Origin of the sequence: Nocardia sp. NPDC059236, from assembly GCF_042754085.1 — a bacterium.
Taxonomy (GTDB): domain Bacteria; phylum Actinomycetota; class Actinomycetes; order Mycobacteriales; family Mycobacteriaceae; genus Nocardia.
The window spans coordinates 812,858-837,887 of record NZ_JBHZAF010000002.1 but is presented as its reverse complement, the minus strand read 5'-3'; the positions used below and the strand labels follow the sequence as shown (position 1 = coordinate 837,887).

At 68.5% G+C, this 25,030-nt stretch carries 20 protein-coding genes; 7 read left to right on the top strand and 13 right to left on the bottom strand.

Annotated elements, in window-relative coordinates; translation table 11 throughout:
* Positions 1–40 precede the first annotated feature (40 nt).
* Positions 41–1,891, bottom strand: coding sequence for a DUF4407 domain-containing protein (locus ACFXIV_RS08925; protein WP_379392971.1), 1,851 nt, complete (start codon positions 1,889–1,891; stop codon positions 41–43).
* An 881-nt stretch (positions 1,892–2,772) separates the two neighbouring features.
* Here ACFXIV_RS08925 and gltB point away from each other — a divergent pair.
* The 5 genes from gltB to ACFXIV_RS08900 all read left to right on the top strand — a co-directional run bounded on the left by gltB (position 2,773) and on the right by ACFXIV_RS08900 (position 12,137).
* Positions 2,773–7,422 (top strand): glutamate synthase large subunit, encoded by a 4,650-nt coding sequence (gene gltB / locus ACFXIV_RS08920; RefSeq protein ID WP_379392973.1) that lies wholly within the window; start codon positions 2,773–2,775, stop codon positions 7,420–7,422.
* Between the two features lie 74 nt (positions 7,423–7,496).
* On the top strand, positions 7,497–8,966 hold the full coding sequence (locus ACFXIV_RS08915; protein ID WP_379392975.1) for a glutamate synthase subunit beta: 1,470 nt from the start codon (positions 7,497–7,499) through the stop codon (positions 8,964–8,966).
* A gap of 248 nt (positions 8,967–9,214) precedes the next feature.
* Positions 9,215–9,919: a hypothetical protein gene (locus ACFXIV_RS08910; RefSeq protein WP_379392977.1), complete on the top strand. Its 705-nt coding sequence runs from the start codon at positions 9,215–9,217 to the stop codon at positions 9,917–9,919.
* Between the two features lie 42 nt (positions 9,920–9,961).
* On the top strand, positions 9,962–10,975 hold the full coding sequence (locus tag ACFXIV_RS08905; RefSeq protein ID WP_379392979.1) for an alpha/beta hydrolase: 1,014 nt from the start codon (positions 9,962–9,964) through the stop codon (positions 10,973–10,975).
* A 259-nt stretch (positions 10,976–11,234) separates the two neighbouring features.
* Positions 11,235–12,137, top strand: coding sequence for a cutinase family protein (locus ACFXIV_RS08900; protein WP_379392980.1), 903 nt, complete (start codon positions 11,235–11,237; stop codon positions 12,135–12,137).
* 105 nt (positions 12,138–12,242) lie between these two features.
* On the opposite strand, the gene ACFXIV_RS08895 is transcribed toward ACFXIV_RS08900, so the two are convergent.
* The 4 genes from ACFXIV_RS08895 to lysX all read right to left on the bottom strand — a co-directional run bounded on the left by ACFXIV_RS08895 (position 12,243) and on the right by lysX (position 17,062).
* The gene (locus tag ACFXIV_RS08895; RefSeq protein ID WP_379392982.1) at positions 12,243–12,599 is read right to left on the bottom strand and encodes a hypothetical protein; all 357 of its coding nucleotides are present in this window, start codon (positions 12,597–12,599) and stop codon (positions 12,243–12,245) included.
* Between the two features lie 113 nt (positions 12,600–12,712).
* A complete protein-coding gene (locus ACFXIV_RS08890; RefSeq protein WP_379392984.1) occupies positions 12,713–13,330 on the bottom strand; it encodes a histidine phosphatase family protein in 618 nt (205 codons plus the stop codon).
* 43 nt (positions 13,331–13,373) lie between these two features.
* Entirely contained in the window at positions 13,374–13,574 is a 201-nt protein-coding gene (locus ACFXIV_RS08885) for a hypothetical protein (RefSeq protein ID WP_379392986.1), read from the bottom strand.
* A gap of 113 nt (positions 13,575–13,687) precedes the next feature.
* Positions 13,688–17,062, bottom strand: a complete 3,375-nt coding sequence (gene lysX / locus ACFXIV_RS08880; protein ID WP_379392988.1) for a bifunctional lysylphosphatidylglycerol synthetase/lysine--tRNA ligase LysX — start codon at positions 17,060–17,062, stop codon at positions 13,688–13,690.
* A gap of 100 nt (positions 17,063–17,162) precedes the next feature.
* Between lysX and ACFXIV_RS08875 the strand changes: the two genes are divergently transcribed.
* Positions 17,163–17,384, top strand: coding sequence for an RNA-binding S4 domain-containing protein (locus tag ACFXIV_RS08875; protein WP_033085219.1), 222 nt, complete (start codon positions 17,163–17,165; stop codon positions 17,382–17,384).
* A gap of 189 nt (positions 17,385–17,573) precedes the next feature.
* Here the strand turns inward: ACFXIV_RS08875 and rraA are convergent, their stop codons facing one another.
* Together rraA and ACFXIV_RS08865 are read right to left on the bottom strand one after the other, a co-directional pair.
* Positions 17,574–18,065, bottom strand: a complete 492-nt coding sequence (rraA, locus tag ACFXIV_RS08870) for a ribonuclease E activity regulator RraA (protein WP_379392990.1) — start codon at positions 18,063–18,065, stop codon at positions 17,574–17,576.
* Between the two features lie 5 nt (positions 18,066–18,070).
* The gene (locus ACFXIV_RS08865) at positions 18,071–18,577 is read right to left on the bottom strand and encodes a nitroreductase/quinone reductase family protein (protein WP_379392992.1); all 507 of its coding nucleotides are present in this window, start codon (positions 18,575–18,577) and stop codon (positions 18,071–18,073) included.
* A 153-nt stretch (positions 18,578–18,730) separates the two neighbouring features.
* Here ACFXIV_RS08865 and ACFXIV_RS08860 point away from each other — a divergent pair, with 153 nt between their 5' ends.
* Positions 18,731–20,971 (top strand): serine/threonine-protein kinase, encoded by a 2,241-nt coding sequence (locus ACFXIV_RS08860; RefSeq protein WP_379392994.1) that lies wholly within the window; start codon positions 18,731–18,733, stop codon positions 20,969–20,971.
* Here the strand turns inward: ACFXIV_RS08860 and ACFXIV_RS08855 are convergent, their stop codons facing one another.
* The 6 genes from ACFXIV_RS08855 to ACFXIV_RS08830 all read right to left on the bottom strand — a co-directional run bounded on the left by ACFXIV_RS08855 (position 20,972) and on the right by ACFXIV_RS08830 (position 24,880).
* Positions 20,972–21,433 carry an SRPBCC family protein gene (locus ACFXIV_RS08855; RefSeq protein WP_379392996.1) on the bottom strand — a complete coding sequence of 154 codons (462 nt, stop codon included), beginning with the start codon at positions 21,431–21,433 and terminating at the stop codon, positions 20,972–20,974.
* Between the two features lie 96 nt (positions 21,434–21,529).
* Positions 21,530–22,498: a copper resistance D family protein gene (locus ACFXIV_RS08850; protein WP_379392998.1), complete on the bottom strand. Its 969-nt coding sequence runs from the start codon at positions 22,496–22,498 to the stop codon at positions 21,530–21,532.
* Positions 22,495–23,031, bottom strand: coding sequence for a copper resistance protein CopC (locus ACFXIV_RS08845; protein WP_379393000.1), 537 nt, complete (start codon positions 23,029–23,031; stop codon positions 22,495–22,497). The genes ACFXIV_RS08850 and ACFXIV_RS08845 overlap by 4 nt, the downstream gene beginning before the upstream one ends.
* Positions 23,028–23,684: a YcnI family protein gene (locus ACFXIV_RS08840; RefSeq protein ID WP_379393002.1), complete on the bottom strand. Its 657-nt coding sequence runs from the start codon at positions 23,682–23,684 to the stop codon at positions 23,028–23,030. The genes ACFXIV_RS08845 and ACFXIV_RS08840 overlap by 4 nt, the downstream gene beginning before the upstream one ends.
* A gap of 49 nt (positions 23,685–23,733) precedes the next feature.
* A complete protein-coding gene (locus ACFXIV_RS08835; RefSeq protein ID WP_379393004.1) occupies positions 23,734–24,234 on the bottom strand; it encodes a hypothetical protein in 501 nt (166 codons plus the stop codon).
* A gap of 7 nt (positions 24,235–24,241) precedes the next feature.
* Positions 24,242–24,880 (bottom strand): DUF6474 family protein, encoded by a 639-nt coding sequence (locus ACFXIV_RS08830; RefSeq protein WP_379393006.1) that lies wholly within the window; start codon positions 24,878–24,880, stop codon positions 24,242–24,244.
* Positions 24,881–25,030: the final 150 nt, after the last annotated feature.

The window sequence follows — 25,030 nt, the reverse complement described above, 5'->3', positions numbered from 1 at the left end:
TCAACGTGAAACATTCCGGGCCACAGTGGGTTTCGGAAGGCTACTGCCGGCCCCTGCCCGGCGGCAGTTCGCGCGGGCTGCGGTAGTCGAGTTCGGGGTTGCGACGTGCCGCCAGCGCATCGTGCTGCGGACCCGAGGGCAACGGATAGCCGGGGTCCACCACCTGGCCCTGGGGGAGGGCCGAGTAGGAGGGGTACTGGGCGTAGGGCTGATCCACCACGCTCGCGGCCACCCGCTGGGCATGCACCTGCTGCGGGGCGCCCTGCGGGAGGTAGCCGTACTGCGGCTGGGCGTAGGCCTGCTGGTGCTGCTGTTCCGCCGAATCCTGGGAATCCACCGTCACCTTGCGCGTGCGGCGCAGCGTGAAGGTGATCTCCTCGGCCTCCTCGAACGCCTGACGCACGGTGCGCAGCGGGTGGGTGGCGGTGTCGATGGCATTGGCCACGAAGGACGGCACCAGCGGACGGATCCAGCGGGCGGCGGTGTCGGTGAACGGCACCGTCCCGATGATCGGAAGTTCCAGCCCACCGCCCTTGTTCGCGGGCTGCGCGACCGGCACGGCGGGGACGAGTGCCCCACCCTGCGGTGCGGGGGCCAGGGCCCCGGAGGTGAGCTGGGCGGGCAGGTTCGGCGACTGTGTCACGATCCCCTCCTGGGACACGGTGCTGTCCTTTCGATCCCCGGCCGGGCCGGCCGGGAGTTCATGTCTGGTGGCATTGTCGAATTCGGCGATCGCGCGCTGGGCGGGTTCGGTGACGCCGATCTCGAAATTGCCGATGGCGGCGATGATGCGGGTGCGCTGCCGTTCCCGGTCGATGGCGGTGTCGGCATGTGCGGCCAGCCGCGCGGCGGTGAGTTGTTGTTCGGCGCGCAGGCTCTCGGTCTCCACGCGCACCTCGGCCTGTTTGACGGCAATGGCGGTGGCGGCGGCCTGGTCGATGCGGTCGGTGGCGGTACGGACCGCGACGGTGCGGTCGAACGCCGTCTCACCCCGCCACCACCGCAGCAGCAGCGGCAGCAGGGCCAGCACGATCATGAGCACGGACACGGCGAGCCGCAATACGAACGGCCCGAAATGTCCGGTGGTGTAGTCGTTCATGGCCACCCAGCGCGCACCGAGCCCGCGGTCGCCGTCGGTGTAGGCGGCCTTGCGGGCCGTCGCGAGGGCCCTGTCCTTCTCGGTGACCTTGGCGTCGAGCCCGTCGACCTTGCCCTGCGCCGCGCTGAGCTGGTTGCGGGCATCGTCGAGCATCTGGTTGGCGGTGCGCTCCTCGGGACCGCGCCCGGGCACCCGGGTGATCATGTTCTGCGGGCAGTCCGCCCCCGGGTTGAATTCGCAGCGCGCGATGATCAGCGCATTGGTGACGTCGTTCTGCGCCTTGGTGATCTGCTGGTCCAGCGCGGTGCGATCGGTCCTGGCCTGCTCCAGCTCGGTGCGCGCGGTGACCACGGCGGGCGCGGATTCCACTGCGTGCTGGGCGGATTCGTCGAGCAGCCGGTTCACGGTGCCGGAGAACAGGATGGTGCAGGCCAATTCGGCGATCACCACCCCGGCGAGCACTGCCACCGCGATGCGGCCGCCGAATTCGGCTACCGCCCGGCGATTCTCCCGGCGATCGGGTGTGGCGGTGGTGGCCAGCGCCCGGGCGATGGCCCCCATCAGTACGGTCGCGATGAGCGCGACCGCCACGATGGCGATGACCGGCCAGCGCGCCGCTCCCGTCGCGGCGGCCGTGACGGCGCCCGCGGTGCCCGCGAACAGCGCCACCACGGCGCCGGTGACGGTGTAGCCGCCGCGCTCGGGCCCGTCGGTGAGCTGCGGTTGTGCGCCGCCCAGCCAGACCAGCAAGGCGCCGAGCCCGGCGGACCTGGGGACATGGTGAACGGTCATGGGAGTTCACATCCTCTGAGTCCCGGGTGATTCGGCTTCTCGAAACCGTCGCTGATTCGTTGTCTCAGCGTGACAGGCGTACACCTGTTCCATCGACCGCGGCGGCTGGGATGTGGCCAGGCTCACAATGCCACGTTTCGGGCGTGTGACGTGGTGTTGATCACGCGTGGACCGGCTCGGATGGCCCGGAAAACGCGGCTAGCAGGCGGATTTACGGTTTGCTGAATGTGTGCTGAATCCCACATTCAGGAAAAATTCCGTACGGTCCGCAGGTTACCTGCCCATGTATCCCGGACGGCCGCCGCGGCGACGGAACTTGTCCGGAAAGTTAGCCCGCCAACGCCCGGTTTGCCGGGTCCCATTGTGGGGAAATCTGATTCATTGCAGGTGAGAGGCAGTCTGGAGCTGTGCTGGACCGCCCGGCCGGAGTCCTCGCGTGCGTGCGATGCAGTGGTGAACTCAACTGAAACGCACGTGCACCCCTGCCTTACACTGGAGAACGCGCGTGTGTTGGAGGACCGATGAAGAAGCCCAGCTAGAACCTGGAATTAGTACAACCTAAGTTGGTTGGGCTCAAGTCCTGACTTATCGTTTGCTCTTACGCCGAACTACACAATTCGGCATATCTCCCCATACGGTCAGAGGCCCGATCGGTGCTCAGCCTAGCGGGCGAGACCTGCGCGGTGTGTAGCGAAGACGTAAGGGTTCCGTTACCACCGAGCACCCGACTAGGTAATCGAAGCGGGTGGACAACTGCAAAGTTGACTGCACGGAATGACCATCAGCGCCGCTGGTCTCCGAACGTCCGGACGCAGTCCAGACCGGAGGCGTTCGACGAAGGCCGCATTCTTCGAAGGCCTGTTTTTTGTGAAGGCAGAGGCATGACGCAACTTCCTGGCCACAGGTCCCCTGGACCCATCGGGCTCTATGACCCGGCGAATGAACACGACGCCTGTGGTGTCGCATTCGTCGTCGACATGCACGGCCGCCGCAGCCGCGACATCGTCGACAAGGCTATTACGGCATTGCTGAACCTGGAGCACCGTGGTGCCGCCGGTGCCGAACCCAACTCGGGTGACGGCGCGGGCATCCTGATCCAGCTCCCGGACAAGTTCTTCCGTGCTGTCGTCGACTTCGAGCTCCCCGCCGAAGGTTCGTACGCCACCGGTATCGCTTTCCTGCCGCAGGCCCGCCGCGAGGCCGCCCGCGCCGGGTACGGCGTCGAGAAGATCGTGCGCGAGGAGGGCCTCGAGGTCCTCGGCTGGCGCGAGGTCCCGATCGACGGGTCGTCGCTGGGCGCGCTGTCGCGTGACGCCATGCCGACCTTCCGGCAGATCTTCATCGCCTCGCCCAAGGGTGGCGCCGAGCAGCTGTCCGGCATGGACCTCGAGCGTCGTGCCTACGTGGTCCGCAAGCGCATCGAGCACGAGCTCGGCAGGTCGGGTGCCGGCGAGGGCGCGACCGGCAAGGAGTCGGTCTACTTCCCGAGCCTGTCCGGCGAGACCTTCGTCTACAAGGGCATGTTCACCACCCCGCAGCTGCGGGCGTTCTACCTGGACCTGCAGGACGACCGGGTCGAGTCGGCGCTGGGCATCGTGCACTCGCGCTTCTCCACCAACACCTTCCCGTCGTGGCCGCTGGCGCACCCGTTCCGGCGCGTCGCCCACAACGGTGAGATCAATACCGTCTCCGGCAACGAGAACTGGATGCGGGCGCGTGAGGCGCTGCTGAACTCCAACATGTTCGGCACCGACCACGCGGGCAACAACCGCCTGGAGAAGATCTTCCCGGTCTGCACCCCCGGCGCCTCGGACACCGCGCGCTTCGACGAGGTGCTCGAACTGCTGCACCTGGGCGGCCGCAGCCTGCCGCACGCCGTGCTCATGATGATTCCGGAGGCGTGGGAGCGCCACGAGTCCATGACCCCGGAGCAGCGCGCCTTCTACCGCTACCACTCCTTCCTCATGGAGCCCTGGGACGGCCCGGCCTCGGTGTGCTTCACCGACGGCACGGTCGTCGGCGCGGTGCTGGACCGCAACGGTCTGCGCCCCGGCCGCATCTGGGTCACCGAGGACGGTCTGTGCGTGCTGGCCTCCGAGGTCGGCGTGCTCGACATCGACCCGGCCAAGGTCGTCTACAAGAAGCGCCTGCAGCCCGGCCACATGTTCCTGGTCGACACCTCGCAGGGCCGCATCATCAGCGACGACGAGGTCAAGTCCTCGCTGGCCGCCGAGTTCCCGTACCAGCAGTGGCTGGACGAGGGCCCGACCAAGCTGAGCGACCTGCCCGACCGCCCGCACGTGCACATGTCGCACGACCGCGTGCTGATCCGTCAGCAGATCTTCGGCTACACCACCGAAGAACTGAACCTGCTGGTCTCGCCGATGGCGCAGACCGGTGGCGAGGCGCTCGGCTCGATGGGCACCGACACCCCGATCGCGGTGCTGTCGGCGCGGCCGCGCCTGCTGTTCGACTACTTCTCGCAGCTGTTCGCGCAGGTCACCAATCCGCCGTTGGACGCCATCCGCGAAGAGGTCGTGACCTCGCTGCGCAGCATGATCGGCCCGGAGGCCGACCTGCTGAACCCGGGACCGGAGTCCTGTCGTCAGATCACCCTGACCCAGCCGATCCTGGACAACGACGAGCTTTCCAAGCTGGTCCACATCAATGACGACGGCTCGCGTCCCGAACTGCGTTCGGTCGTGGTGCATGGCCTGTACCCCGTCAAGAAGGGCGGCAAGGGGCTGCGCAAGGCCCTCGAGGCCGTGCAGCGTCAGGTCTCGGCGGCCATCGACGGCGGCGCGCGCATCATCGTGCTGTCCGACCGCGAGTCCAACGAGAAGCTGGCCCCGATCCCGTCGCTGCTGCTGACCGCCGCGGTGCACCACCACCTGGTCCGGGAGCGCACCCGCACCAAGGTCGGCCTGGTCATCGAGGCCGGTGACGCCCGCGAGGTGCACCACATGGCCATGCTGGTCGGCTTCGGCGCGGCGGCCATCAACCCGTACATGGCCTTCGAGTCCATCGAGGACATGCTGGAGCGCGGCGCGCTGCAGATGCCGGGCAGCACCGGCGATCACGCGGCCGACTTCAAGAAGGCCGTCTACAACTACAACAAGGCCGCCGGCAAGGGTGTGCTGAAGGTGATGTCCAAGATGGGCATCTCCACCATCGCCTCCTACCGTGGCGCGCAGCTGTTCCAGGTCGTCGGCCTGGCGCAGGAGCTGGTGAACGAGTACTTCACCGGTCTGAAGTCGCCGCTGGACGGCATCGGCCTGGACGACATCGCGGACGAGGTCGCGCAGCGGCACCGGGTCGCGTTCCTGGAGAACCGCAACGAGCGCGCGCACCGCGAGCTCGAGATCGGCGGCGAGTACCAGTGGCGTCGTGAGGGCGAGTACCACCTGTTCAACCCGGACACGGTGTTCAAGCTGCAGCACGCCACCCGCTCGGGTCAGTACAAGGTCTTCAAGGAGTACACGAAGCTGGTCGACGACCAGTCGGAGCGTCTCGCCTCGCTGCGTGGTCTGTTCAAGTTCAAGTCCGAGCACCGGCACCCGATCTCGATCGACGAGGTCGAGCCGGCGTCGGAGATCGTGAAGCGCTTCTCGACCGGTGCGATGAGCTACGGCTCCATCTCGGCCGAGGCCCACGAGACCCTGGCCATCGCCATGAACCGCCTCGGCGGCCGCTCCAACTCCGGTGAGGGCGGCGAGCACCCGGCGCGCTTCGAGCCGGAGGAGGGCGGCGACTGGCGCCGGTCCGCGATCAAGCAGGTGGCCTCGGGCCGCTTCGGTGTGACCGCGCACTACCTGACCAACTGCACCGACATCCAGATCAAGATGGCGCAGGGCGCGAAGCCCGGTGAGGGCGGCCAGCTGCCGGCCCACAAGGTGTACCCGTGGGTCGCCGAGGTCCGGCACTCGACGCCGGGCGTCGGCCTGATCTCGCCGCCGCCGCACCACGACATCTACTCGATCGAGGATCTGGCGCAGCTGATCCACGACCTGAAGAACGCGAACCCGCAGGCGCGGATTCACGTGAAGCTGGTCGCGGAGCCGGGCGTCGGCACCGTCGCCGCGGGTGTCTCCAAGGCACACGCGGACGTGGTGCTCATCTCCGGCCACGACGGTGGCACCGGTGCGTCGCCGCTGACCTCGCTGAAGCACGCGGGTGGCCCCTGGGAGCTCGGCCTCGCCGAGACCCAGCAGACCCTGCTGCTCAACGGTCTGCGCGACCGCATCGTGGTGCAGGTGGACGGTCAGATGAAGACCGGCCGCGACGTCATGATCGCCGCGCTGCTGGGCGCCGAGGAGTACGGTTTCGCGACCGCTCCGCTGGTGGTCTCGGGCTGCATCATGATGCGCGTCTGCCACCTCGACACCTGCCCGGTCGGCGTCGCCACCCAGAACCCGGTTCTCCGTGAGCGTTTCACCGGCAAGCCGGAGTTCGTCGAGAACTTCATGCTCTACATCGCCGAAGAGGTGCGGGAGCTGCTGGCGTCGCTGGGTCTGCGGACCCTGGACGAGGCCATCGGCCGGGTCGACCTGCTCGACACCACCGCCGCCAAGGCGCACTGGAAGGCCGCCAAGCTGGACCTGTCGCCGATCCTGGACGACGTCGAGACGGCGTTCATGTTCCAGGACCGCCGCCGCACCAAGGACCAGGACCACGGTCTGGACAAGGCGCTGGACAACGAGCTCATCGCGCAGTCCGCGGACGCGCTGGAGCGCGGCAAGCCGGTCAAGTTCGAATCCAAGATCACGAACGTGAACCGGACCGTCGGCACCATGCTCGGCCATGAGGTCACCAAGCTCTACGGCGGAGTCGGCCTGCCGGACAACACCATCGACATCACGTTCATCGGTTCCGCCGGTAACTCGTTCGGTGCGTTCGTCCCGGCCGGTATCACCCTGCGGGTGGTCGGTGACGCCAACGACTATGTCGGCAAGGGCCTTTCGGGTGGCCGCATCACGGTGCGCCCGTCCGATGACGCGCCGGAGGCATTCGTCGCGGAGCAGAACATCATCGCGGGCAACGTGATCCTGTTCGGCGCCACCAGTGGCCAGGCGTTCCTGCGCGGTGTGGCCGGCGAGCGCTTCGCCGTCCGCAACTCGGGCGCCACCGCGGTCGTCGAGGGTGTGGGCGACCACGCCTGCGAGTACATGACCGGTGGCCGCGTGGTCATCCTCGGCGAGACCGGCCGCAACTTCGGCGCCGGCATGTCGGGCGGTATCGCCTACGTCTACAACCCGAACGGCACCTTCGAGGCCAACCTCAACACCGAGCTGGTCGACCTCGAGCAGCTGTCGGCCGAGGACGCGCAGATCGTGCACGACATCGTGGTCCAGCATCGCGACGAGACCGGATCCGCTGTCGCCGACAAGATCCTGGGCGACTGGTCGCAGCAGGTGAACAAGTTCGCGAAGGTCATGCCGCGCGACTACAAGAAGGTCCTGCTCGCCATCTCCGAGGCCGAGAAGGCCGGCCGGAATGTCGACGAGGCGATCATGGAGGCAGCTCGTGGCTGACCTCACCTTGGCGGTGCAACGCAGCACCACTGTTGTTGTTCCGTGCGCGCTGCGCATTAGTCAGGAGTTCGTAAATGGGTGACGCACAAGGCTTCCTGAAGCACACTTCCCGGGAACTGCCCAAGCGCCGTCCGGTTCCGCTGCGACTGCTGGACTGGCAAGAGGTCTACGAGGAGAAGTTCTCCCACGAGACCCTGCAGAAGCAGGCCAGCCGCTGCATGGACTGCGGTATCCCGTTCTGCCACAACGGCTGTCCGCTCGGGAACCTGATTCCCGAGTGGAACGACCTGGTGTACAAGGGCGCGTGGAAGGAGTCGTTCGATCGGCTGCACGCGACCAACAACTTCCCGGAGTTCACCGGCCGCCTGTGCCCGGCTCCGTGCGAGGCGTCCTGCGTCCTGGGCATCAACCAGGATCCGGTGACCATCAAGCAGGTCGAGGTCGAGATCATCGAGAACGGTTTCGACGAGGGCTGGGTGACCCCGGTCTACCCGACCCGCCTGACCGGCAAGCGCATCGCGGTCGTCGGTTCCGGCCCCGCGGGCCTGGCCGCCGCCCAGCAGCTGACCCGGGCCGGCCACACCGTGACCGTGTTCGAGCGCGACGACCGCATCGGCGGCCTGCTGCGCTACGGCATCCCGGAATTCAAGATGGAGAAGCGCTTCATCGACCGCCGCATCGCGCAGATGGAGGCCGAGGGCACCATCTTCAAGACCGGCGTGAACGTGGGCGTGGACATCACGGCCCAGCAGCTGCGTGAGCAGTTCGACGCGGTCGTGCTCGCCGGTGGCGCCACCATCGCGCGTGACCTGCCGATCCCGGGCCGCGACCTGGACGGCATCCACCAGGCCATGGAGTTCCTGCCGCTGGCCAACCGGGTGCAGCTGGGCGACCCGATCACCGACGAGGACGGCCTGCCGCGCATCAACGCGCGCGGCAAGAAGGTCGTCATCATCGGTGGCGGTGACACCGGCGCGGACTGCCTGGGCACCTCGCACCGGCAGGGTGCGGAGACGATCCACCAGTTCGAGATCATGCCGCGTCCGCCGCAGCAGCGGGCCGACTCGACCCCGTGGCCGACCTACCCGCTGATGTACCGCGTCTCCTCGGCGCACGAGGAGGGCGGCGAGCGCGTGTTCTCCGTCAACACCGAGCGTTTCATCGGCGCCGACGGCAAGGTGACCGGGCTGCAGGCGCACGAGGTGTCGATGGTCAACGGCCGCTTCGAGAAGGTCGAGGGCACCGACTTCACCCTCGAGGCCGACCTGGTGCTGCTGGCCATGGGCTTCGTCGGACCGCAGAAGAACGGTCTGCTCGAGGGCCTGGGCGTGGGCTACGACCAGCGCGGAAATGTCATGCGCGACAAGGAGTGGGCCACCACCGTGCCCGGCGTCTTCGTCGCCGGTGACATGGGCCGCGGTCAGTCGCTGATCGTGTGGGCCATCGCCGAGGGTCGTGCGTGCGCGTCCGCGGTGGACAAGTACCTGGAGGGTGAGACGGCGCTGCCGTCCCCGATCACCCCGACCATGGTCGCCCAGCGGTGATCCAGCGCTGAGCTGAAACCCTGAAGAGCGCTCCCGGACTTCGGTCCGGGAGCGCTTTTGTTATGCAGGGAAACGATCTGAAATGTGTGTACTAGTCAGTAACTGGGAGCAGTTTTGTCAAACCCTGGACAGGGGACCAGTTACACCTGTTTACTTACTCCCCGTGTGGAGTCCACCCTCCGAGTCGTCCGCAGCGCTCGGTAAGTATGGATCGGTCCCGGAGGATCTCGGGACACTTGGAGGAAAATATGTTCCGTAATCGCCGTGCGGCCGCGATCGCGACCTCTGCCGCAATGGTTTTCGCGGGCCTGAGCATGACCACGCTGGAGACGGGCGCCGCGTCAGCGGATGCGACCTGTGCCCTGAGCTCGCATGCCACCAAGAATGACATCAGCACCGTGGGTATCACCATGACCTACGACAAGAGCGCCAACCTCGACTCGATCGGCGTCGGCACCACGGTGACCTACAAGGTCGTCGTCGGCACCACGGGTATCGGTAACCCGTACGTCAACACCATCACCGACTACCCGCCGTCGGGCTTCGGCGCGCCGGTCAAGGCCAGCATCACCGCCTACCACCTGGCGGGCGGTCAGCGCACCGAAGACGTCACCCCGGAGCCGAACGCCGGCGGCTGGAAGGTGACCAGCACGGGCTGGTTCGTGAACTCCGGTAACCCGGTGACCCTCGACATCACCTACCCGGTTCCGACCAACCTCTCGGCCGGTCAGCAGGTCACCAGCGGTGGCATCGGCGTCGCCGGCACCGTCGGTGTCAGCAACGAGCTCCCCAACCTGACCGCGTGCTTCACCGCCCGCGCCAACACCGTCGGCGAGAGCGCGCTGGGCAGCCTGAACAACAACGGCCTCGGCTCGGCCGACGGCCAGCTCAGCTCGACCGGTTCGCTCAGCACCATCCTGTCGGACGCGATCCGCAAGTACATCGGCAGCTGATTCCCGTTCCGGGCCGATTCGATCGATAGGAAAACCGTACCGATGCTCACCGGTAAGCTCTCGGCGCTCGCCGCGATCTCGGCAATTGCACTCTCCCTGGCAATGTCGTCCGCACCCGGGACCATCGGTACGGCCACGGCGGATGATTCCGCCGGATCCCATCTGGTTTCGATCGATCGGCCCGGCCAGCGGCAAGAGGAGATCTCGGTCTATTCGGCCGCGATGGACCGGGTGATCACACTTCAGGTGATTACCCCGTTCGACAACAGTGTGCCGCGGCCCACGCTGTATCTGCTGAATGGCGCGGGCGGTGGTGAGGATGCCGCGACCTGGTATCGCCAAACCGATGTCGTGCAATTCTTCGCGGATAAGAACGTGAATGTTGTTTCCCCGATCGGTGGCAAATTCTCCTATTACACCGACTGGCAGAAAGACGACCCGAGTCTGGGCCGCCAGAAATGGGAGACCTTCCTGACCGCGGAACTGCCGCCGATCCTGGATTCGGTGCTGCACGCCTCCGGCGCGAACGCGGTAGCGGGCGTGTCGATGTCGGCGACCTCCGCGTTGAATCTGGCCATCGCGGCCCCCGATCGGTACCGGGCGGTCGCCTCCTACAGTGGCTGCGCCTCCACCGCCGACGAGAACAGCCGCCGGTACATCCAGCTGGTCCTCGACCGCGGTGACGCCGATTCCCGCAATATGTGGGGCGAGCCCGGCGACCCGGACTGGCAGCAGCACGACGCCGTGCTCAATGCCGCCGCCCTGCGCGGGAAGGCGCTGTTCATCTCGAGTTCGACCGGTCTGCCCGGGCCGATGGACACCCTCGATTCACCCTCGATCGGCGGGCGGCCGGCGACGCTGGCCAACCAGATCATCCTGGGTGGCGTGATCGAGGCCGCGACCAACGGGTGCACGCACCAGCTCGCAGATCGCCTCGGCCAGTTGGGGATCCCCGCGCAGGTCGAATTCAGCCCTGCCGGAACGCATTCCTGGCGCTACTGGCAGGACGCGCTGCATCGGTCGTGGCCGATGCTCGAGGCGGCATTGCAGGGCTGAGGTCCGAAATGTGGCTTCCGGCACAACTTTCGGCCGGAAATCGGACGTCTTCGCCGACTCGGCTGGCATGGTCGAATAGGCCCCTTTATGCTTGTCGGCGGTGTGTCGCCGATCTCGTCATTCGGTCTGTTCCAGTCAACTCATACGGGGCGGTTACTTGGGTTAACCCTCAGTGCACCGGACTGTCATCCGGCGACCGCACCATGATCCGGAATCGGGACACGCAACCTGTCCCGGCACAAGCGGGAACTGGAGCAGTATGCGGTTGAAGAATGTTGTCGCGGCTGCGGGGGCAGCGGCGAGCGTGCTCATGTCGGGAATCGTCCTGGGCAGCGGTCCCGCTACGGCCGCCCCCGGCGCGGGCTGCCCGAGTCTCTACACGGTCGCCGTGCCCGGCACCTGGGAGACCGGCCACGACAAGGACCCCAAACCCGGCATGCTGGCCGGGGTGACCGACGGACTGCCCGGTGAGGTCGACTATGTGACCTACGCGGCCACCGCCTTCCCCTGGGAGGGCGACGTCTACGCCGCCTCCAAGAAGGAAGCCGTCGACAATGCCCGCGGTCTGGTGCAGGACATGGGCGCGCGCTGCCCGGGCACCAGGATCGCCATCGCCGGCTACAGCCAGGGCGCCGACGCGGCCGGCGATCTCGCCGCCGAGATCGGCAGCGGCCACGGCGTGGTGCCGCCGGATCGCATTGCGGCGGTCGCGCTGATCTCCGATCCCCGCCGCTCGCCCACCGACGCCCAGATCGGCCCGATCGCCCCCGGCGCGGGTGCGGGCGGGGCGCGCGTCGGCGGCTTCGGCTGGATCAGCGACAAGGTGCGCACCGTGTGCGCCATCGGCGACCTGTACTGCTCCACCGAGGAGACCGACTTCCTCACCCGCTTCGCGGGTTTCCTGGCGCAGTCGTCCAACCCGAACAACTTCAACCTGTGGCAGACCCAGCTCGAACTCGGGTCCATCCTCAACGACCTGATGGCGCAGGGCGGTCTGCCGACGCTGCAGGCCCAGCTGGCCGACGGTCCGGACAGCGAGTACGCCCACCAGCTCGAGCAGTTCTACCGCAGCGGCAAGCACACCAGCTACGGCAGCTACGGCGTCGGCGGCGGCCAGACCGCGCTGACCTGGATGCACAACTGGATCGCGACCAACGCGTAGCGGACGGCCCGGCGGTGAGCCGGGCCCGCGAAACCTGAAAAGGCCGCTCCCACATTGGGAGCGGCCTTTTCGGTGTCCGAGCCGATGAGGTCGTCGCCGGCCGGGTTACATGCCGAAGGAGCCGGTGGGCGGCAGCCAGGCGGGGGCCGGAGCCTGGTTGTTGTTCCAGCCGTTGTCGCCGTTGTTCCAGCCGTTGTCGCCGTTGTTGTTCCAGCCGTTGTTGTTCCAGCCGTTGTCGCCGTTGTTCCAGCCGCCGTCGTTGTCGTGGTCGTGGCGGTGGTGGTCACGGTCGTGATCCCAGGGGCCGTGGTCGTCGATCTGCTGGGCGACGACCGGGGTGGCGGCGTCGTCGGGGGTCGCGGCATTCGCGGGGAGGGCGACGACGGCGAGCGGGATGGCGGCCAGGGCACCGGCCGCGGCGAGGCGCAGGGCGAGACGGCGGCGGGGCTTGATGGTGGACATCGTGGTGCCTTTCTGTCGGGATCGGGGGCCGCGAGGGGAGCGGCTCTCGAGTTCCCATCGAAGGCGCCGGCCCTTGGAACGGTGTGGGATCCGGCTGGGAGTCCGCTGAGCGTCTAGGGGCGCGGACGTTGCATGCGCGGCAACAGGTCCCAGACGTGGCCGTTCTCGTTGACGGTGGCCACGGTGCGGCCGCCGGTGCGCGAGTACAGGATCCGGGTGATCGAGCAGTAGTCGATGGGGAAGGTGAGCGGGCGGGCCAGGCCGAGCACCTCCTGCAGCAGCACGTTGATCACGCCGCCGTGCGCGAAGACGACCACGGTGTCGGTGTGCTCGGCGGCCGCCACGATGCTCGCGATGCTGTCGCGCACGCGGCCGATGAAGGCGTCGCCGTCGATCTGCTCGGGCAGGTGCCCGGCCTTGATGCGCGCGTAGGTTTCCCGGAATTCCTGCTGGGCGTCCTCGATCGGGACGTATATCGGCAGGTCGCGGTCGTACTCGGCGAGCCCGTCGAGGACGTCGATGTCGAGTCCGAGCTTCTCCGCGGTGGGCCGGGCGGATTCGCGGGCCCGCAGTTGCGGGCTGCTGACCACGCGGGCGATGCGGTGGTGGGCGAGTGCGGCCGGGACCCGGCCCGCCTGTTCGAGGCCGATCGCGGTGAGATCCGGGTCGGCGTGGCCGGATTCGGCCAGGACTCGTTGCGGCTGGGCGTGGCGGACGAGGATCAACTGCACGCCCACCACTCTGCCGCACCCCGCCTGCGGTGCGCCGCGGGGGCTAGCGGTTCTTGCGGCGGCTCATCAGGTAGACGATGCCGAGGACCAGCACCACGATGCCGATGCAGCAGACCGCGAGGAAGCCCCAGAAGCTGGTGCCGCGCCGGCTGCTGGGGCGGCGGGCGGCGGTGTTCTCGAGGGCGGCGTTCCAGGTGTCCGGGTGGGTCCACACGTGGTGGTCCAGCAGGGTCGCCTGGGTCATGAGATCTAGGTAGTGCATGGATACCCCAATCCGTGTGGCCGGTGGGCCCGCCCCGGGCCGCATCCCAGATTAACCGGGGATCCGGCCCGGGGAATCAGGGTTTTCCCTGGTCCCTACCGGGATTCGCTCTGTGCGGTACGGGGTTTCACGAGCGGGAACGGCAGCGTTTCGCGGATGCTGCGGCCGATCAGCAGCATGACCACCCGGTCCACGCCGACGCCGAGACCGCCGGTGGGGGGCATGGCGTGTTCGAGGGCCTGCAGGAAGTCCTCGTCGAGTTCCATGGCCTCCGGGTCGCCGCCGGCGGCCAGCATGGACTGTTCGGTGAGGCGGCGGCGTTGTTCCACCGGATCGGTCAATTCGCTGTAGGCGGTGCCCAATTCGACGCCCCAGGCCACCAGGTCCCAGCGCTCGGTGACGCCCGGAATATGCCGGTGCGCGCGGGTGAGCGGGGAGACGGAGGTGGGGAAGTCGATGTAGAAGGTGGGTTCCTCGGTGGCCGATTCCACCAGGTGCTCGTACATCTCGAGCACGAGTTGCCCCGCGTCCCAGCCCAATTGGAAGGGCACGCCCGCCTTCTCGCAGAGCAGCCGCAGCCGCTCCTCGTCGGTCTCCGGGGTGATGGTCTCGCCGATCGCCTCGGAGACGGCTCCGTGCACGGTCTTGACCGGCCAGTCGCCGGAGATGTCCACCTCGGTGACGGCGCCGTCGGGTCCGGGGCGCAGCGCCACCATCTTGCCGTTGGCGGCCAGCGCGGCCTCCTGGATGAGCTGGCGGCAGGCGTGCATCATGCGTTCGTAATCGCTGTGCGCCTCATAGGCTTCCAGGATGGTGAACTCGGGGTTGTGGCTGTAGTCCACGCCCTCGTTGCGGAAGACGCGGCCGAGTTCGAACACCTTCTCCATGCCGCCCACGCACAGTCGCTTGAGGTAGAGCTCGGGGGCGATGCGCAGGTACAGGCCGAGGTCGTAGGCGTTGATGTGGGTGGTGAACGGGGTGGCGTTGGCGCCGCCGTGCACCTGCTGCAAGACGGGGGTCTCGACTTCGAGGAATCCCCAGCCGTGCAGGGTGTCTCGCAGCGACCGCACCACCGCGCTGCGCTTGGCCATCACCTCGCGGATATCGGTGTTGATGGCCATGTCGACGTAGCGTTGCCGCACTCGGGCTTCCGGGTCGGACAGACCCTTCCACTTGTCCGGCAGCGGGTGCAGGCATTTGCCGATCATCCGCCAGTCCTGGGCGAGCAGCGAGAGTTCGCCGCGGCGGCTGCGGCCGATCTGCCCGCTCACCTCGACCAGGTCGCCCAGGTCGAAGAATTCGGTGAACGACTCGCTGCGGTCGGCGCCCACCCGGCTGCGGTCGATGAGCAGCTGGATGTCGCCGGACCAGTCGCGCAGCACGGCGAAGATGACGCCGCCGTAGTCGCGAATCCGCAACAGTCGCCCGCAGACTCGCACCGTGGTGCCCTGCGGGCAGCCGCGGGCGGCGGACACGGTGTGGGTGGGCGGGTAGGCGACCGGGTAGGCCTCGACGCCGGATTCCTGGAGCTTCTCCAGCTTGTCCATGCGCACCCGCACCTGTTCGGGGCGGCGCGGGCCTTGCTCCTCGAGCTCCTCCGGCGGCAGGTCGGGCGGGCTGCCGTCGGCGTGCAGGCCGGTCATGGTGGGCGGCACCGAGGGCCGCAGACCGGTGTGCGCGGAGGCGTCGTGTTCGCGGCCGATGCGGGGCAGGAAGCCTTCGGCGAGCGCGCTGGCCGTGGCGACGCGCAGCAGGTGCCGGCGTTCCTCGAACAGCGAGAACCGGGGCACCCATTCCGGCTGGTACTTCACATTGGAGCGGTAGAGGGCCTCCAGCTGGTACCAGCGGGAGAAGAACATGAGCACGCCGCGCCACAGGCGCAGCACCGGGCCGGCGCCGATGCGGCCGCCCTCCTCGAAGACCGCGCGGAAGACCGCGAAGTTCAACGAGATTCGGGTGATGCCGTACTGCTCGGAGGTGAGGGCGAGCCGCGAGATCATGAGTTCCACCAGCCCGTTGGGCCCGGTGCGGTCGCGGCGCATGAGGTCGAGGGAGACGCCGGTGCGGCCCCACGGCACGAACGACAGCATGCCGAGCACCTGGCCGTTGGGGGCGACGGACTCGACCAGCAGGCAGTCGCCGTCCAGCGGATCCCCGAGCCGGTCGAGGGCCATGGAGAAGCCGCGTTCGGTCTCGGTGTCGCGCCAGGCGTTGGCGCGCCGCACGACGTCGGCCATCTCCTCGGGCGTGACCTCCCGGTGCCGCCGCACCCGCACCGTGATGCCCTGCTTGGCAAGACGATTGGCGGCCTGGCGGACCGGCTTCATATCGGGTCCGGCGAGGGAGAAACCGCGGGTCTCGAGGATGGCCTCGTCGCCCAGCCGCAGCGCGGACAGTCCGGCCCGCCGGTAGGCGGTCGCGCCGATCTCGCTGGCGCCCATGACCGCCGGGGCCCACCCGTACTGGTCGGCCAGCCGCAGCCAGGCGTCGATGGCGTGACCCCAGGACTCCTTCTGCCCGATGGGGTCGCCCGAGGCCAGGCACACGCCGAGTTCGACGCGGTAGGTGACGGCGGCCTTGCCGCTGGGCGCGAAGACGACGGCCTTGTCGCGGCGGGTGGCGAAGTAGCCGAGCGAGTCCTCGACGTCGGAGCGTTCGATGAGCCCGCGGATGGCGGATTCGTCCAGCCCGGTCAGTGCGTTGGAGGAGCGCTGCGACCGGAACAGGGTGATGACGGCGGCCAGCAGCGCGATGGCGCCGAACAGGCCGAGCAGCAGGTTGACCAGGTGCGGCGGGTGCCCGTCGAAGTCCTCGTTGGAGACCAGGATCGCGCCGGTGACCCGGGACACCGCCCACAGCGCGCGTTCGGTGTGGTCGGGCAGGCTGCCGGGGAACAGTTCGACCAGTCCCCAGCCGACCAGGCAGCCCAGCGCGAGCCCGCCGGCCAGCACGCCGAGCGCGCGCCAGACCGCGCCGCGTTGCACGTGCGTGTAGAACTCGGACCACGCGGCGATGAGCACGCCGATGACCACGACGTGAATGATCAACGCCACCAGGGCATTGATGTCGCCCTCGGCGGCGAAGTCGAGGGCGTTGGCGAGCGCGAAGGCCGCCATGTACCCGACCAGCAGCCACCAGGCGATCCGTTTGCGGCTGGCGGTGGCGCCCGCCAGCAGACCCACCACCAGCGCCCACACCAGTGAGGTGTCGGGGGCGTCGAAGTAGTAGGTGTCGACGAAGTGGCGTAGGTGCGAGGTCAGGAACCGCAGCCCGGGCGAGATGCTCCAGGCGAAGCAGAGGACCGAGAAGACGCCGAGCGTGGTGCCCGTGATATGCGGCACCTCGCGCAGCCGGCCGTGCCCGCGGTGTGGCACCTCGGGCGATCGCGGCTCCGGTCTCTGCTCGGAGTCGTGGGGCGGCAGATCCTGCGTCGAAGTCACTGCACCAGTGTGAATGTTGCCGTTGCCCATATGCACTCAGAACCCGGTTCGTGTCTTGTGGCCGCCGCGTGGCGGCTGGTGGTGGGGGCGGCGTTTGGTGTGGAGACGGCCGCGGGTGAGGATGTACCCCATGTCGGATCCAGTCGATGTCCCGATCGAAGACGATGTCATTCGACTCGGCCAGTTCCTGAAGCTGGCGAACCTCATCGATTCCGGTTCGGAAGCCAAGACTGTTATCGCCCAGGGCCTGGTTCGTGTCAACGACGAGGTGGAGCTGCGTCGGGGTCGCCAGCTACATGCGGGCGATGTGGTGGCACTGGCCGGGCACAAGGCCCGGGTCACCGGCGGCTGAGCGCGCTTCGCGGGCAAGGTACTCCCGGATCCGTAGGGGTTCGGTCTGCGCCCCGCGCGGCCGGGCTCACCGCGTTCCCTGCGGGTTGCCGGCGGCGTGACTCCCGCGGGGGCTCGGGGGCTGGGCCCCCGGCTCCCCATTCTCGGGGGTACGGACGCCGTTACCCCTGAGAGCTTCCCGAGAGTTGGGTCAATCCTCGCTGCGAACGACGACGCCGTCATGGTCGCTGTAGAGCATGTCGCCGGGAACGAAGGTGACGCCGCCGAATTCGACGGTGACGTCCTTCTCGGCATTCGCGCCGGTCTGGGTGCTCTTGCGCGGGTTGGTGCCCAGCGCCTTGATGCCGATGGGCAGGGTGCGCAGGATGGCCGAGTCCCGGACCGCGCCGTTGACGACGACCCCGGCCCAGCCGTTGTCGACGCCGCGGCCCGCGATGATGTCGCCGACCAGCGCGGTGTGCACGCTCGCGCCGCCGTCCACGACGAGCACGCGGCCCTCGCCGGGTTCGCCGAGGGTCTGCTTGACGAGCAGGTTGTCCTGGAAGGTCCGGATGGTCACGATGCGGCCGGCGAAGACTTCGTGGCCGCCGAACTGGATGAACTGGGTGTCGCAGCTGCGGATCTCGGGGCCGATCTCGTCGGCGAGGTCGGCGGTGGCAATGGCGTTCGCTGATTCGGTCACGGGAACTATCTTGTCAGGGCGAAAATGCGCAAGTCACGAGCGGTGCGATTGCGGTAGGCGGTGTACGCCTGCGTGGTCTCCTCGAAGCGTTCGAAGACCGCCTGCTGGCGGTCCTCGTCGGTGACCAGGGTGGCGGTGACCGGAATGTGCTGCCCGGCGATGGAGACCTCGGCGGCCGGACTGGCGAGCAGGTTGGCGGTCCACGCCGGGTGGTGGGACTGGCCGAAGTTGGATCCGATCACGTAGAGCGTGTCGCCCTCGTGCACGTAGAGCAGGGGAGTGGTGCGCGGCTGCCCGGATTTGCGGCCGACGGTGGTGAGCAGGATGACGGGCGCGCCGATCGGGCCGAGCACGGTGTACTTGCCGCCGGTGCGTTCGAGCACCTTGCGATCCAGCGGCGTCAGTTTGCGGATGACCAGCGAGCCGACCTTGGTGGCGGCGAACGGACTGGCGAGGCGGGACAGCAGATTGGTGCGGGAACCCCAGATCCGCTCGGGAAACTGCTCACTCATACCGCGACTCTAGTGGCCCGTGACCGGCGGTGTTGTGTCGTCGCGATGCGCTCTGCGGCTGCCGAACGATCTATCCACAAGAGTTAATCAACCGTGCAGTCGGATTCTCGGGCGCATACTGGCGGCACCCGATGGGTCCAGGTCGGGAGAGGCATGAACGTAGAACAGGCGATCGACTCGGGTGCTGTCGACGAGACCCGCTCCCTGCTGGCGTCCGTGCTCGCCGGATTCCAGGCCGCCTGGGAGGCGGCCGCGGCGCCACCTCGCCTGGCCGAATTCCTGCCGCGCACGCCGCACCTGCGCCGCCTGGTGCTGATCGAACTGATCAAGGTGGACCTGGAATACCGCTGGATCCGCTACGACTTCCCCAAGCGCCTGGCCGACTACCGGGCCGAGTTCGACGAATTGCGTTCCGGTCCACTGCCGCCCGATCTGGCCTACGAGGAGTTCCACGCGCTGCGGCGCTCCGGGCTGCACGGGAATGGTCACGGTGCGGCGGTGGATGGCAGCTGCCATCCGACCGAGGTCGCCGCCACCGAATGGGCCGAGCACGACTACCGCAGCACCCTGATCGCCCGGCCGCAGGCGCAGCACGCCCTGGAGGGCATCGAGGTTGGCGATCGGCTGGACGATTTCGATCTGCTGGTGGAGCTGGGCAGCGGCGCCTTCGCCCGGGTCTTCCTGGCCCGGCAGCGGTCCATGCAGCGGCTGGTGGCGGTGAAGGTCTCGCAGAACCACGGCACCGAATCCGAGACCCTGGCGCGGCTGGATCACGAGCACATCGTGCGCGTCTTCGACCAGCGGCTGCTCGGCGACCGGGAGCTGAAACTGCTGTACATGCAATATCTTCCGGGCGGCACGCTGTCGAAGGTGCTGGCACTGGTGCGTTCTCGCGAGCCGGGGGATCGGGACGGCGGGCTGCTGCTGGAGGCGGTGGACGCGGCCATGCGGGACCGGGGCGGCCTGGTGCCCGGCGAATCACCGACGCGCGCAGCGATGCCGGAGCGCAGCTGGCCGGAAACCGTTGCCTGGCTGGGCAGCCGGTTGGCGCGCGCACTCGACCATGCGGCCCGGAACGGGGTGCTGCACCGCGATATCAAGCCCGCCAATGTGCTGCTCACCGCCGATGGCAGCCCGAACCTGGCGGATTTCAATATCAGTTTCAGCGCGCATGTGGCGGGGACCAGCCCGCTGGCCTACTTCGGCGGCTCGCTGGCGTACATGTCGCCCGAGCAGCTGGCGGCCTGTCACCCGCAGCTGCCCGAGACTGCCGCGGATCTGGACGGCCGCAGCGACATCTACGCGCTGGGGGTGGTGCTGTGGGAGCTGCTCACCGGCCGCCGCCCCTTCGACGACGAAGCCCGCGCGGGCGATTCGGAATCCTCGCTCGAACGCATGCTCCGGCTGCGCCGCCACGAGATCGAGCCCGCCCGCCTCGACGACCTGCCGCCGGACTGCCCGGCCACGCTGCGGCGGGTGCTGCTCAAATGCCTGGCCCCCGATCGCGAGGACCGCTGGGCCACGGGTGCGGCGCTGGCCCAGCAGCTGGACCTGTGCCTGGATCAGCGGGCCCGGGATCTGGTGGATCCGCCGGCGAGCAGCTGGCGGTCCCGGGTCGGCCCGTGGTCGCTGGTCGCACTGATCACGGCGGCGAGCATGTTCGGTGACGGGCTCGGCATCGCGTACGCCAATCTGCACAATCATCCGCTGTTCGCGCTCTGGTTCTCGGCGGGGGAGCAGGCGCGGCTGCGGTTGGTGGGCAATTTGCTGTTCCTGGTCACCACGCCGGCCGCCATCGCGCTCACCAATTACATGTGCCGCCGGGCGTTCATCGTGTGGCGCGGACTGCGGCGGGGCCGGACCTACGATCCGGAGACCCTGGCCCGGGCGCGGCGCGACACCCTGATCGACGGCGACCGGGTGGCGCTGCTGGCCTTCGGCTGGTGGGTGGTGTCGGCCGCGATCACGGCCATCGCGCTGGTCGTGTACACCGGCCTGCCGCCGGGGCGCATTGTGAATCTGGTTGCGACGATGCTGGTTTCGGGTGCGATCGCGGTCGCGTACCCGTTCTTCGTGGTGACGTTCTTCGTGGTGCGCTGTTTCTATCCGCGGCTGCTCACCCACGGTGAGACGGCGCGGGATCACGATGCCCTGTGCGCCCTGAGTCGTCGCTGCACCCGGTATCTCGCGGTGGCGGTGGCGATTCCGTTGATCGGAGTGATCGCGAGTCTGACGTTCCTGACCGCCGAAGAGGTTTCGCTGGAGCTGATCTCCATCTACGCGCTGTGCGCGGTGGGTGTCCTCGGGTTCCTGGGCGACTACTGGCTGTTCCGCCGGACCGAGGCCGATCTGCGGGCCTTCGCGGGGGTCGGCGGCTCTGGCGACCCCGGGTGACTAGGCGGACGTGCGGGTGGTGTGGAACGCGGCGACCTGGGTGACCAGATTGTGGGTGGAGCTCTTCACCGCGAGCTTCACGAACGGCTCGATGGTCTTGCCGAGGATCTTGCCCGCGATGCCGCCGGGGACCCGGTAGTCGACGATGGCGTCGATGGTGCAGGATTCCTCGCCCTTGTCGTGGAAGAGGAAGGTGGATTCGATCTCGAAGCCCTTGATGGACTTCACCGCGATGGCGGAGCCGGGTTCGTGCCGGACGATCTTGATGGTGGAGTGCAGGGTGATCGGGCCCAGCTGAATGGTGCCGTCGAAGGTGGCGTCCACGCCTTCGATCTGGTCGGTCAGCGGGGTGAAGGCACTGATCTCATTGATGAATTTCGGCAGGTGCCGGTAATCGTTGACGTAGGCGAAGGCCGATTCGGCCGAGGCGGCGCAGTCCGCGACGATCTTGACTTCGGTCATGGGCGCAACTGTAACGTGTTCTAGTTTTCCCTGCAGGTCTTGTGATGCATGCCATCTATGAACCGGCACACCCGAATTCGAGAACCGCGGACCACCTCACGCGGTGACGGCCAGCGTACCGGCCAGCCCGAACACTAGCGCCATCACCAGCACTTCGGCAATCGCGCGCCGCAGCGAGTCGTCCGCGGTCATGCGGTGATCGGCGACCTTCGGCACCCAGCTGCGCCGCCACCACCAGCCCAGCCCGAGCAGCACCGCCAGCAGCACCGTCTTCGCCAGCAGGATCCGCCCGTACCCGCTGGTGACCAGCGGGCTCACCCCGCCGATCCGCACCAGCCCGTTGATCACCCCGGTCACCATCACCGTCACCACCAGCGGCATCGCCCACGCCGAGTACCGCGGCAGCAGCACCGCCCACTCGCCCCGGGTGCGCACGGTCAGCGCCAGCGCCAGCAGCAGGCCGAACCAGGCGCCGGCCGCGAGCGCGTGCAGCGCCGCCAGCACCGAACCGAGCGGCTGCTGCGACATGTGCCCGGTGATCGGCCGCAATGCCAGCGTGACGGCGGTGAACACCAGCACCAGATCACCGGTGGCCCGGTCGGGCCGCCGGAATCCGAAGGCGCTGTAGATCGCCACCGTGCCGCTGCCGATGAGCAGCGCGATACCGATCTGCCCGCCGCTCACGTGCGCGAGGTAGTCGCCGAACTGCGCGGCGCTCAGCTGCCGCGCCGTAATGCCCTGCACCTCCGCGGCTTCCAGTGCGAGCATGGCGAATTCCATTGCCGCCCAGAGAGCGGCGAGCACGGTGATAGGCCGCCACCGTGGAGTCAGCCGGTCCGAGAGCCGCGGCAGCGCGGCCAGGCCCAGCACTGTCGCCCCCGCGCAGTCGGCGAGGACCCGGACCGGGGCCTCGGCCTGCACGGGTTCGGCGGCGGCCAGCGCCCAGGCCAGGGCCGCACCGGCCAGGGCGATCGGGATGACCAGCGCCAGCAGCCATCTCGGTGAGCTGCCACCGCCGGTCGTCCCGCGCTCCCGGCGACGATCGGTGCGGTCGGTCCGATTCACCTGCGCTGCTTGCCCCGTCCGCCGAACAGGGCGACGGCCAGGCCGCCGCCGAACAGCACCACCGCGCCCACGATGAAGATCCACAGTGGCACCCCGCCGCCGTCGGAGCCGCCGGACTTGGCGGCACTGTCGGCCCTCGGGCCCGGAGTTCCATTGCCGGGCTTGGTCAGTGTGAATGTCCGCTTGCCACTGACGGGGTGCCCGTCCGCGGAGGTGACCCGGTACGCGATCGTGTATTCGCCGGTCGGTCCCAGTTCACCGACCTCGATGCTGATGGTCGGTCCCTCCACCTTGGGCTGCCCCTTCGACCACAGGTTGTGGTCCGGCCCGGTGACCGTCATGGACGGGTAGGCCGTCTGCAGGTTCTCGTTGAAGGTGATGCTCACCGACGCCGGTGAGGTGTCGATCTGCGCACCGTTGTCCGGACTGGAGGAGACGGGGGTGGAGTGCGCGTCGGCGACACCGCCGCCCAGCAGTGCGAATCCGGTGACCAGCAGGCCGGTGATCAGCCCGGCCAGCAGCGTGCGGTTCACGACCGCCGTCCCCGGATGACGCTGCCCAGGCCGAGGGCCGCGCCCAGCGCGCCCAGCGCCAGGCCGACGCCGCCGAGCCAGCGGGCGGTGTCGTCGCTGAGGCTCTTGTCGCTCGCGGCGGCATCCGTGGCGGCCGGGGCGTCGTCATCGCCGCCGGTGCTCTTGGCCAGGGTGAGGCTGGGGGCCGGGTGATCGGGCTCGCTGCCGTCGGCGTTCATGGGCTGGTTCCAGTCGACGACCTTACCGTCGCTGTAGGTCTGGGACGTGTTGAAGCTGACCTTCTCCTGCTTGGGGAGCGGGCCCACGGAGAGCGCGAAACGCTGGAACTGGCCCGGGGCGACGCCCGGGTTGCCCGGGTCGGCGGTCCAGGTGACCGCCACGGCCTCGCCCTGGGCGTTCTTGTCGACCTTGGCGGTCCAGCCCGCGATGGGCTCGGTGCGTGCGCTCTTCAGATTCGGCAGCGTCACGGTGAGTTTGGTGGTGGAGGCGGTGTCGGACTCGGTCGGCACCCGGAAGGTGGCGACGGCGTAGCCGCCCTGGCCGGCACCGGGGGCGTCCACGACCACGTGTGCGGCGGCGATGCCCGCGCCGGACAGCAGCAGGCCGGCGGCGGCCACCGACGTGACGAGGGTGCGCGAAAGGGAGGTGTGCATGACTGTATTGCCTTCTCTGACAATGGTTACGGGTAGATAGGAACGGGGGTTACGCCGTAACCGGTGGCGCGCGCGGTCCGCTCGCGCCCAGGGCGAGAAGGGTTTTCGGGGTCGGGACCGATCGCGGGCGGCGCGACTGCGCGGCCCGCGCCGGACGTCCGCCGGGCCGGGTGAGGATCACCCGGACGGCGCTCGAGATCAGCCCGTAGAGCCGCTCGGCGGCCAGGATCAGGATCGCGCAGCCGGCCGCCGCCACCGCGTGTGCCAGCAGCATCGGCCCGTGCGCGGTGAATTCCATTGCCCCTGCGGCATGCCCGTGCTGCACGAGGCCGCCGAGGGCGAGGTGGCAGACGGGCTGGCCGGCCACCATGAGGATCGGCAGCGCGGCGGGGGGCCGCAGCGCGGCGGCGAGCGCGCCGATGACGGCCGCTGCCAGCATCAGCAGCATGAGCCCGGAGGAGCCGGGGTAGCCGCCGCCCGCGAACCCGTGCGCGCCGACCGCCAGGGCCGCCATGGCGACGCCTGCCAGTCCACCGCGCATCGGGCTCATGGGTGTCTCAGTTCACGCCGAGGCGGGCGAGCACGTCGGCCTCGATGCCGGAGAGCTCGTTGGAGATGGAGGCGTGCACGGCGCGGCGGCGCGGCACCGGCATCTGGGCGGCGGTGCGGACGGCCGCGGTCAGGCTGTCGAGCCGATCGCGGCTGGCGGTCACGAACTTCTTGGTCTCGGTGTCGGAGTTCTTGGACTCGATCTCCGACAGCGTGGACTCCACGCCCGCGATGCGCGACTGCAGCTTCGCGCCCGGGCCGGAGAACTCGCTCAGCTGATCGAGCCCGATGCCCAGCTGCTGGGCGCGACGGGTGTCGAGCTGCCCGCGCACGAAGGTCGCGCCGCGGTAGGCGAGCGGGGCCAGCACCGGCACCAGCACCCGGGCCACGCCCAGGTACTTGCGGATCGAGGCCGCGCTGAACGGATCCCGTTCGGCCCGGGCGGCGATCTTCTGCGCGGCCTTCTCCTCGGCCTGCAGCTTGGCGATTTCCGCCTTGGCGACCTGCTTCTGCGTGCGCGCTTCCGCCCGGTTCTTCTTGCGCTCGTTGCGCGCGCCGAGCTTGGCCTCCATGCCGGCCTTGTGTTTGAGGGCTTTCGCCTCGGCCCGGCGGCTGACCCGCTTCTTGCGCTTGCCGAACAACCCCATTGATGGCCTCCGTCATGCTGGTTCGCCATGGCAGCACAGGGCCGGGGGAAATGCCTGTCCGCCCATGAAACACAGTTTGCGAATCACCCTAACGGGTGGGTTCGCCGCGCAGCGAGCGCCTTGGGGTTTCGGTGCCAGTTCGTAGGGATG

What these genes read in the sequence shown, in the direction of transcription:
- ACFXIV_RS08925 (WP_379392971.1), bottom strand. Translation starts at nt 1,891, where the DNA reads ATGACCGTTCACCATGTCCCCAGGTCCGCCGGGCTCGGCGCCTTGCTG.
- gltB (WP_379392973.1), top strand. Translation starts at nt 2,773, where the DNA reads ATGACGCAACTTCCTGGCCACAGGTCCCCTGGACCCATCGGGCTCTAT.
- ACFXIV_RS08915 (WP_379392975.1), top strand. Translation starts at nt 7,497, where the DNA reads ATGGGTGACGCACAAGGCTTCCTGAAGCACACTTCCCGGGAACTGCCC.
- ACFXIV_RS08910 (WP_379392977.1), top strand. Translation starts at nt 9,215, where the DNA reads ATGTTCCGTAATCGCCGTGCGGCCGCGATCGCGACCTCTGCCGCAATG.
- ACFXIV_RS08905 (WP_379392979.1), top strand. Translation starts at nt 9,962, where the DNA reads ATGCTCACCGGTAAGCTCTCGGCGCTCGCCGCGATCTCGGCAATTGCA.
- ACFXIV_RS08900 (WP_379392980.1), top strand. Translation starts at nt 11,235, where the DNA reads ATGCGGTTGAAGAATGTTGTCGCGGCTGCGGGGGCAGCGGCGAGCGTG.
- ACFXIV_RS08895 (WP_379392982.1), bottom strand. Translation starts at nt 12,599, where the DNA reads ATGTCCACCATCAAGCCCCGCCGCCGTCTCGCCCTGCGCCTCGCCGCG.
- ACFXIV_RS08885 (WP_379392986.1), bottom strand. Translation starts at nt 13,574, where the DNA reads ATGACCCAGGCGACCCTGCTGGACCACCACGTGTGGACCCACCCGGAC.
- lysX (WP_379392988.1), bottom strand. Translation starts at nt 17,062, where the DNA reads ATGGGCAACGGCAACATTCACACTGGTGCAGTGACTTCGACGCAGGAT.
- ACFXIV_RS08875 (WP_033085219.1), top strand. Translation starts at nt 17,163, where the DNA reads ATGTCGGATCCAGTCGATGTCCCGATCGAAGACGATGTCATTCGACTC.
- ACFXIV_RS08865 (WP_379392992.1), bottom strand. Translation starts at nt 18,577, where the DNA reads ATGAGTGAGCAGTTTCCCGAGCGGATCTGGGGTTCCCGCACCAATCTG.
- ACFXIV_RS08860 (WP_379392994.1), top strand. Translation starts at nt 18,731, where the DNA reads ATGAACGTAGAACAGGCGATCGACTCGGGTGCTGTCGACGAGACCCGC.
- ACFXIV_RS08855 (WP_379392996.1), bottom strand. Translation starts at nt 21,433, where the DNA reads ATGACCGAAGTCAAGATCGTCGCGGACTGCGCCGCCTCGGCCGAATCG.
- ACFXIV_RS08840 (WP_379393002.1), bottom strand. Translation starts at nt 23,684, where the DNA reads ATGCACACCTCCCTTTCGCGCACCCTCGTCACGTCGGTGGCCGCCGCC.
- ACFXIV_RS08835 (WP_379393004.1), bottom strand. Translation starts at nt 24,234, where the DNA reads ATGAGCCCGATGCGCGGTGGACTGGCAGGCGTCGCCATGGCGGCCCTG.
- ACFXIV_RS08830 (WP_379393006.1), bottom strand. Translation starts at nt 24,880, where the DNA reads ATGGGGTTGTTCGGCAAGCGCAAGAAGCGGGTCAGCCGCCGGGCCGAG.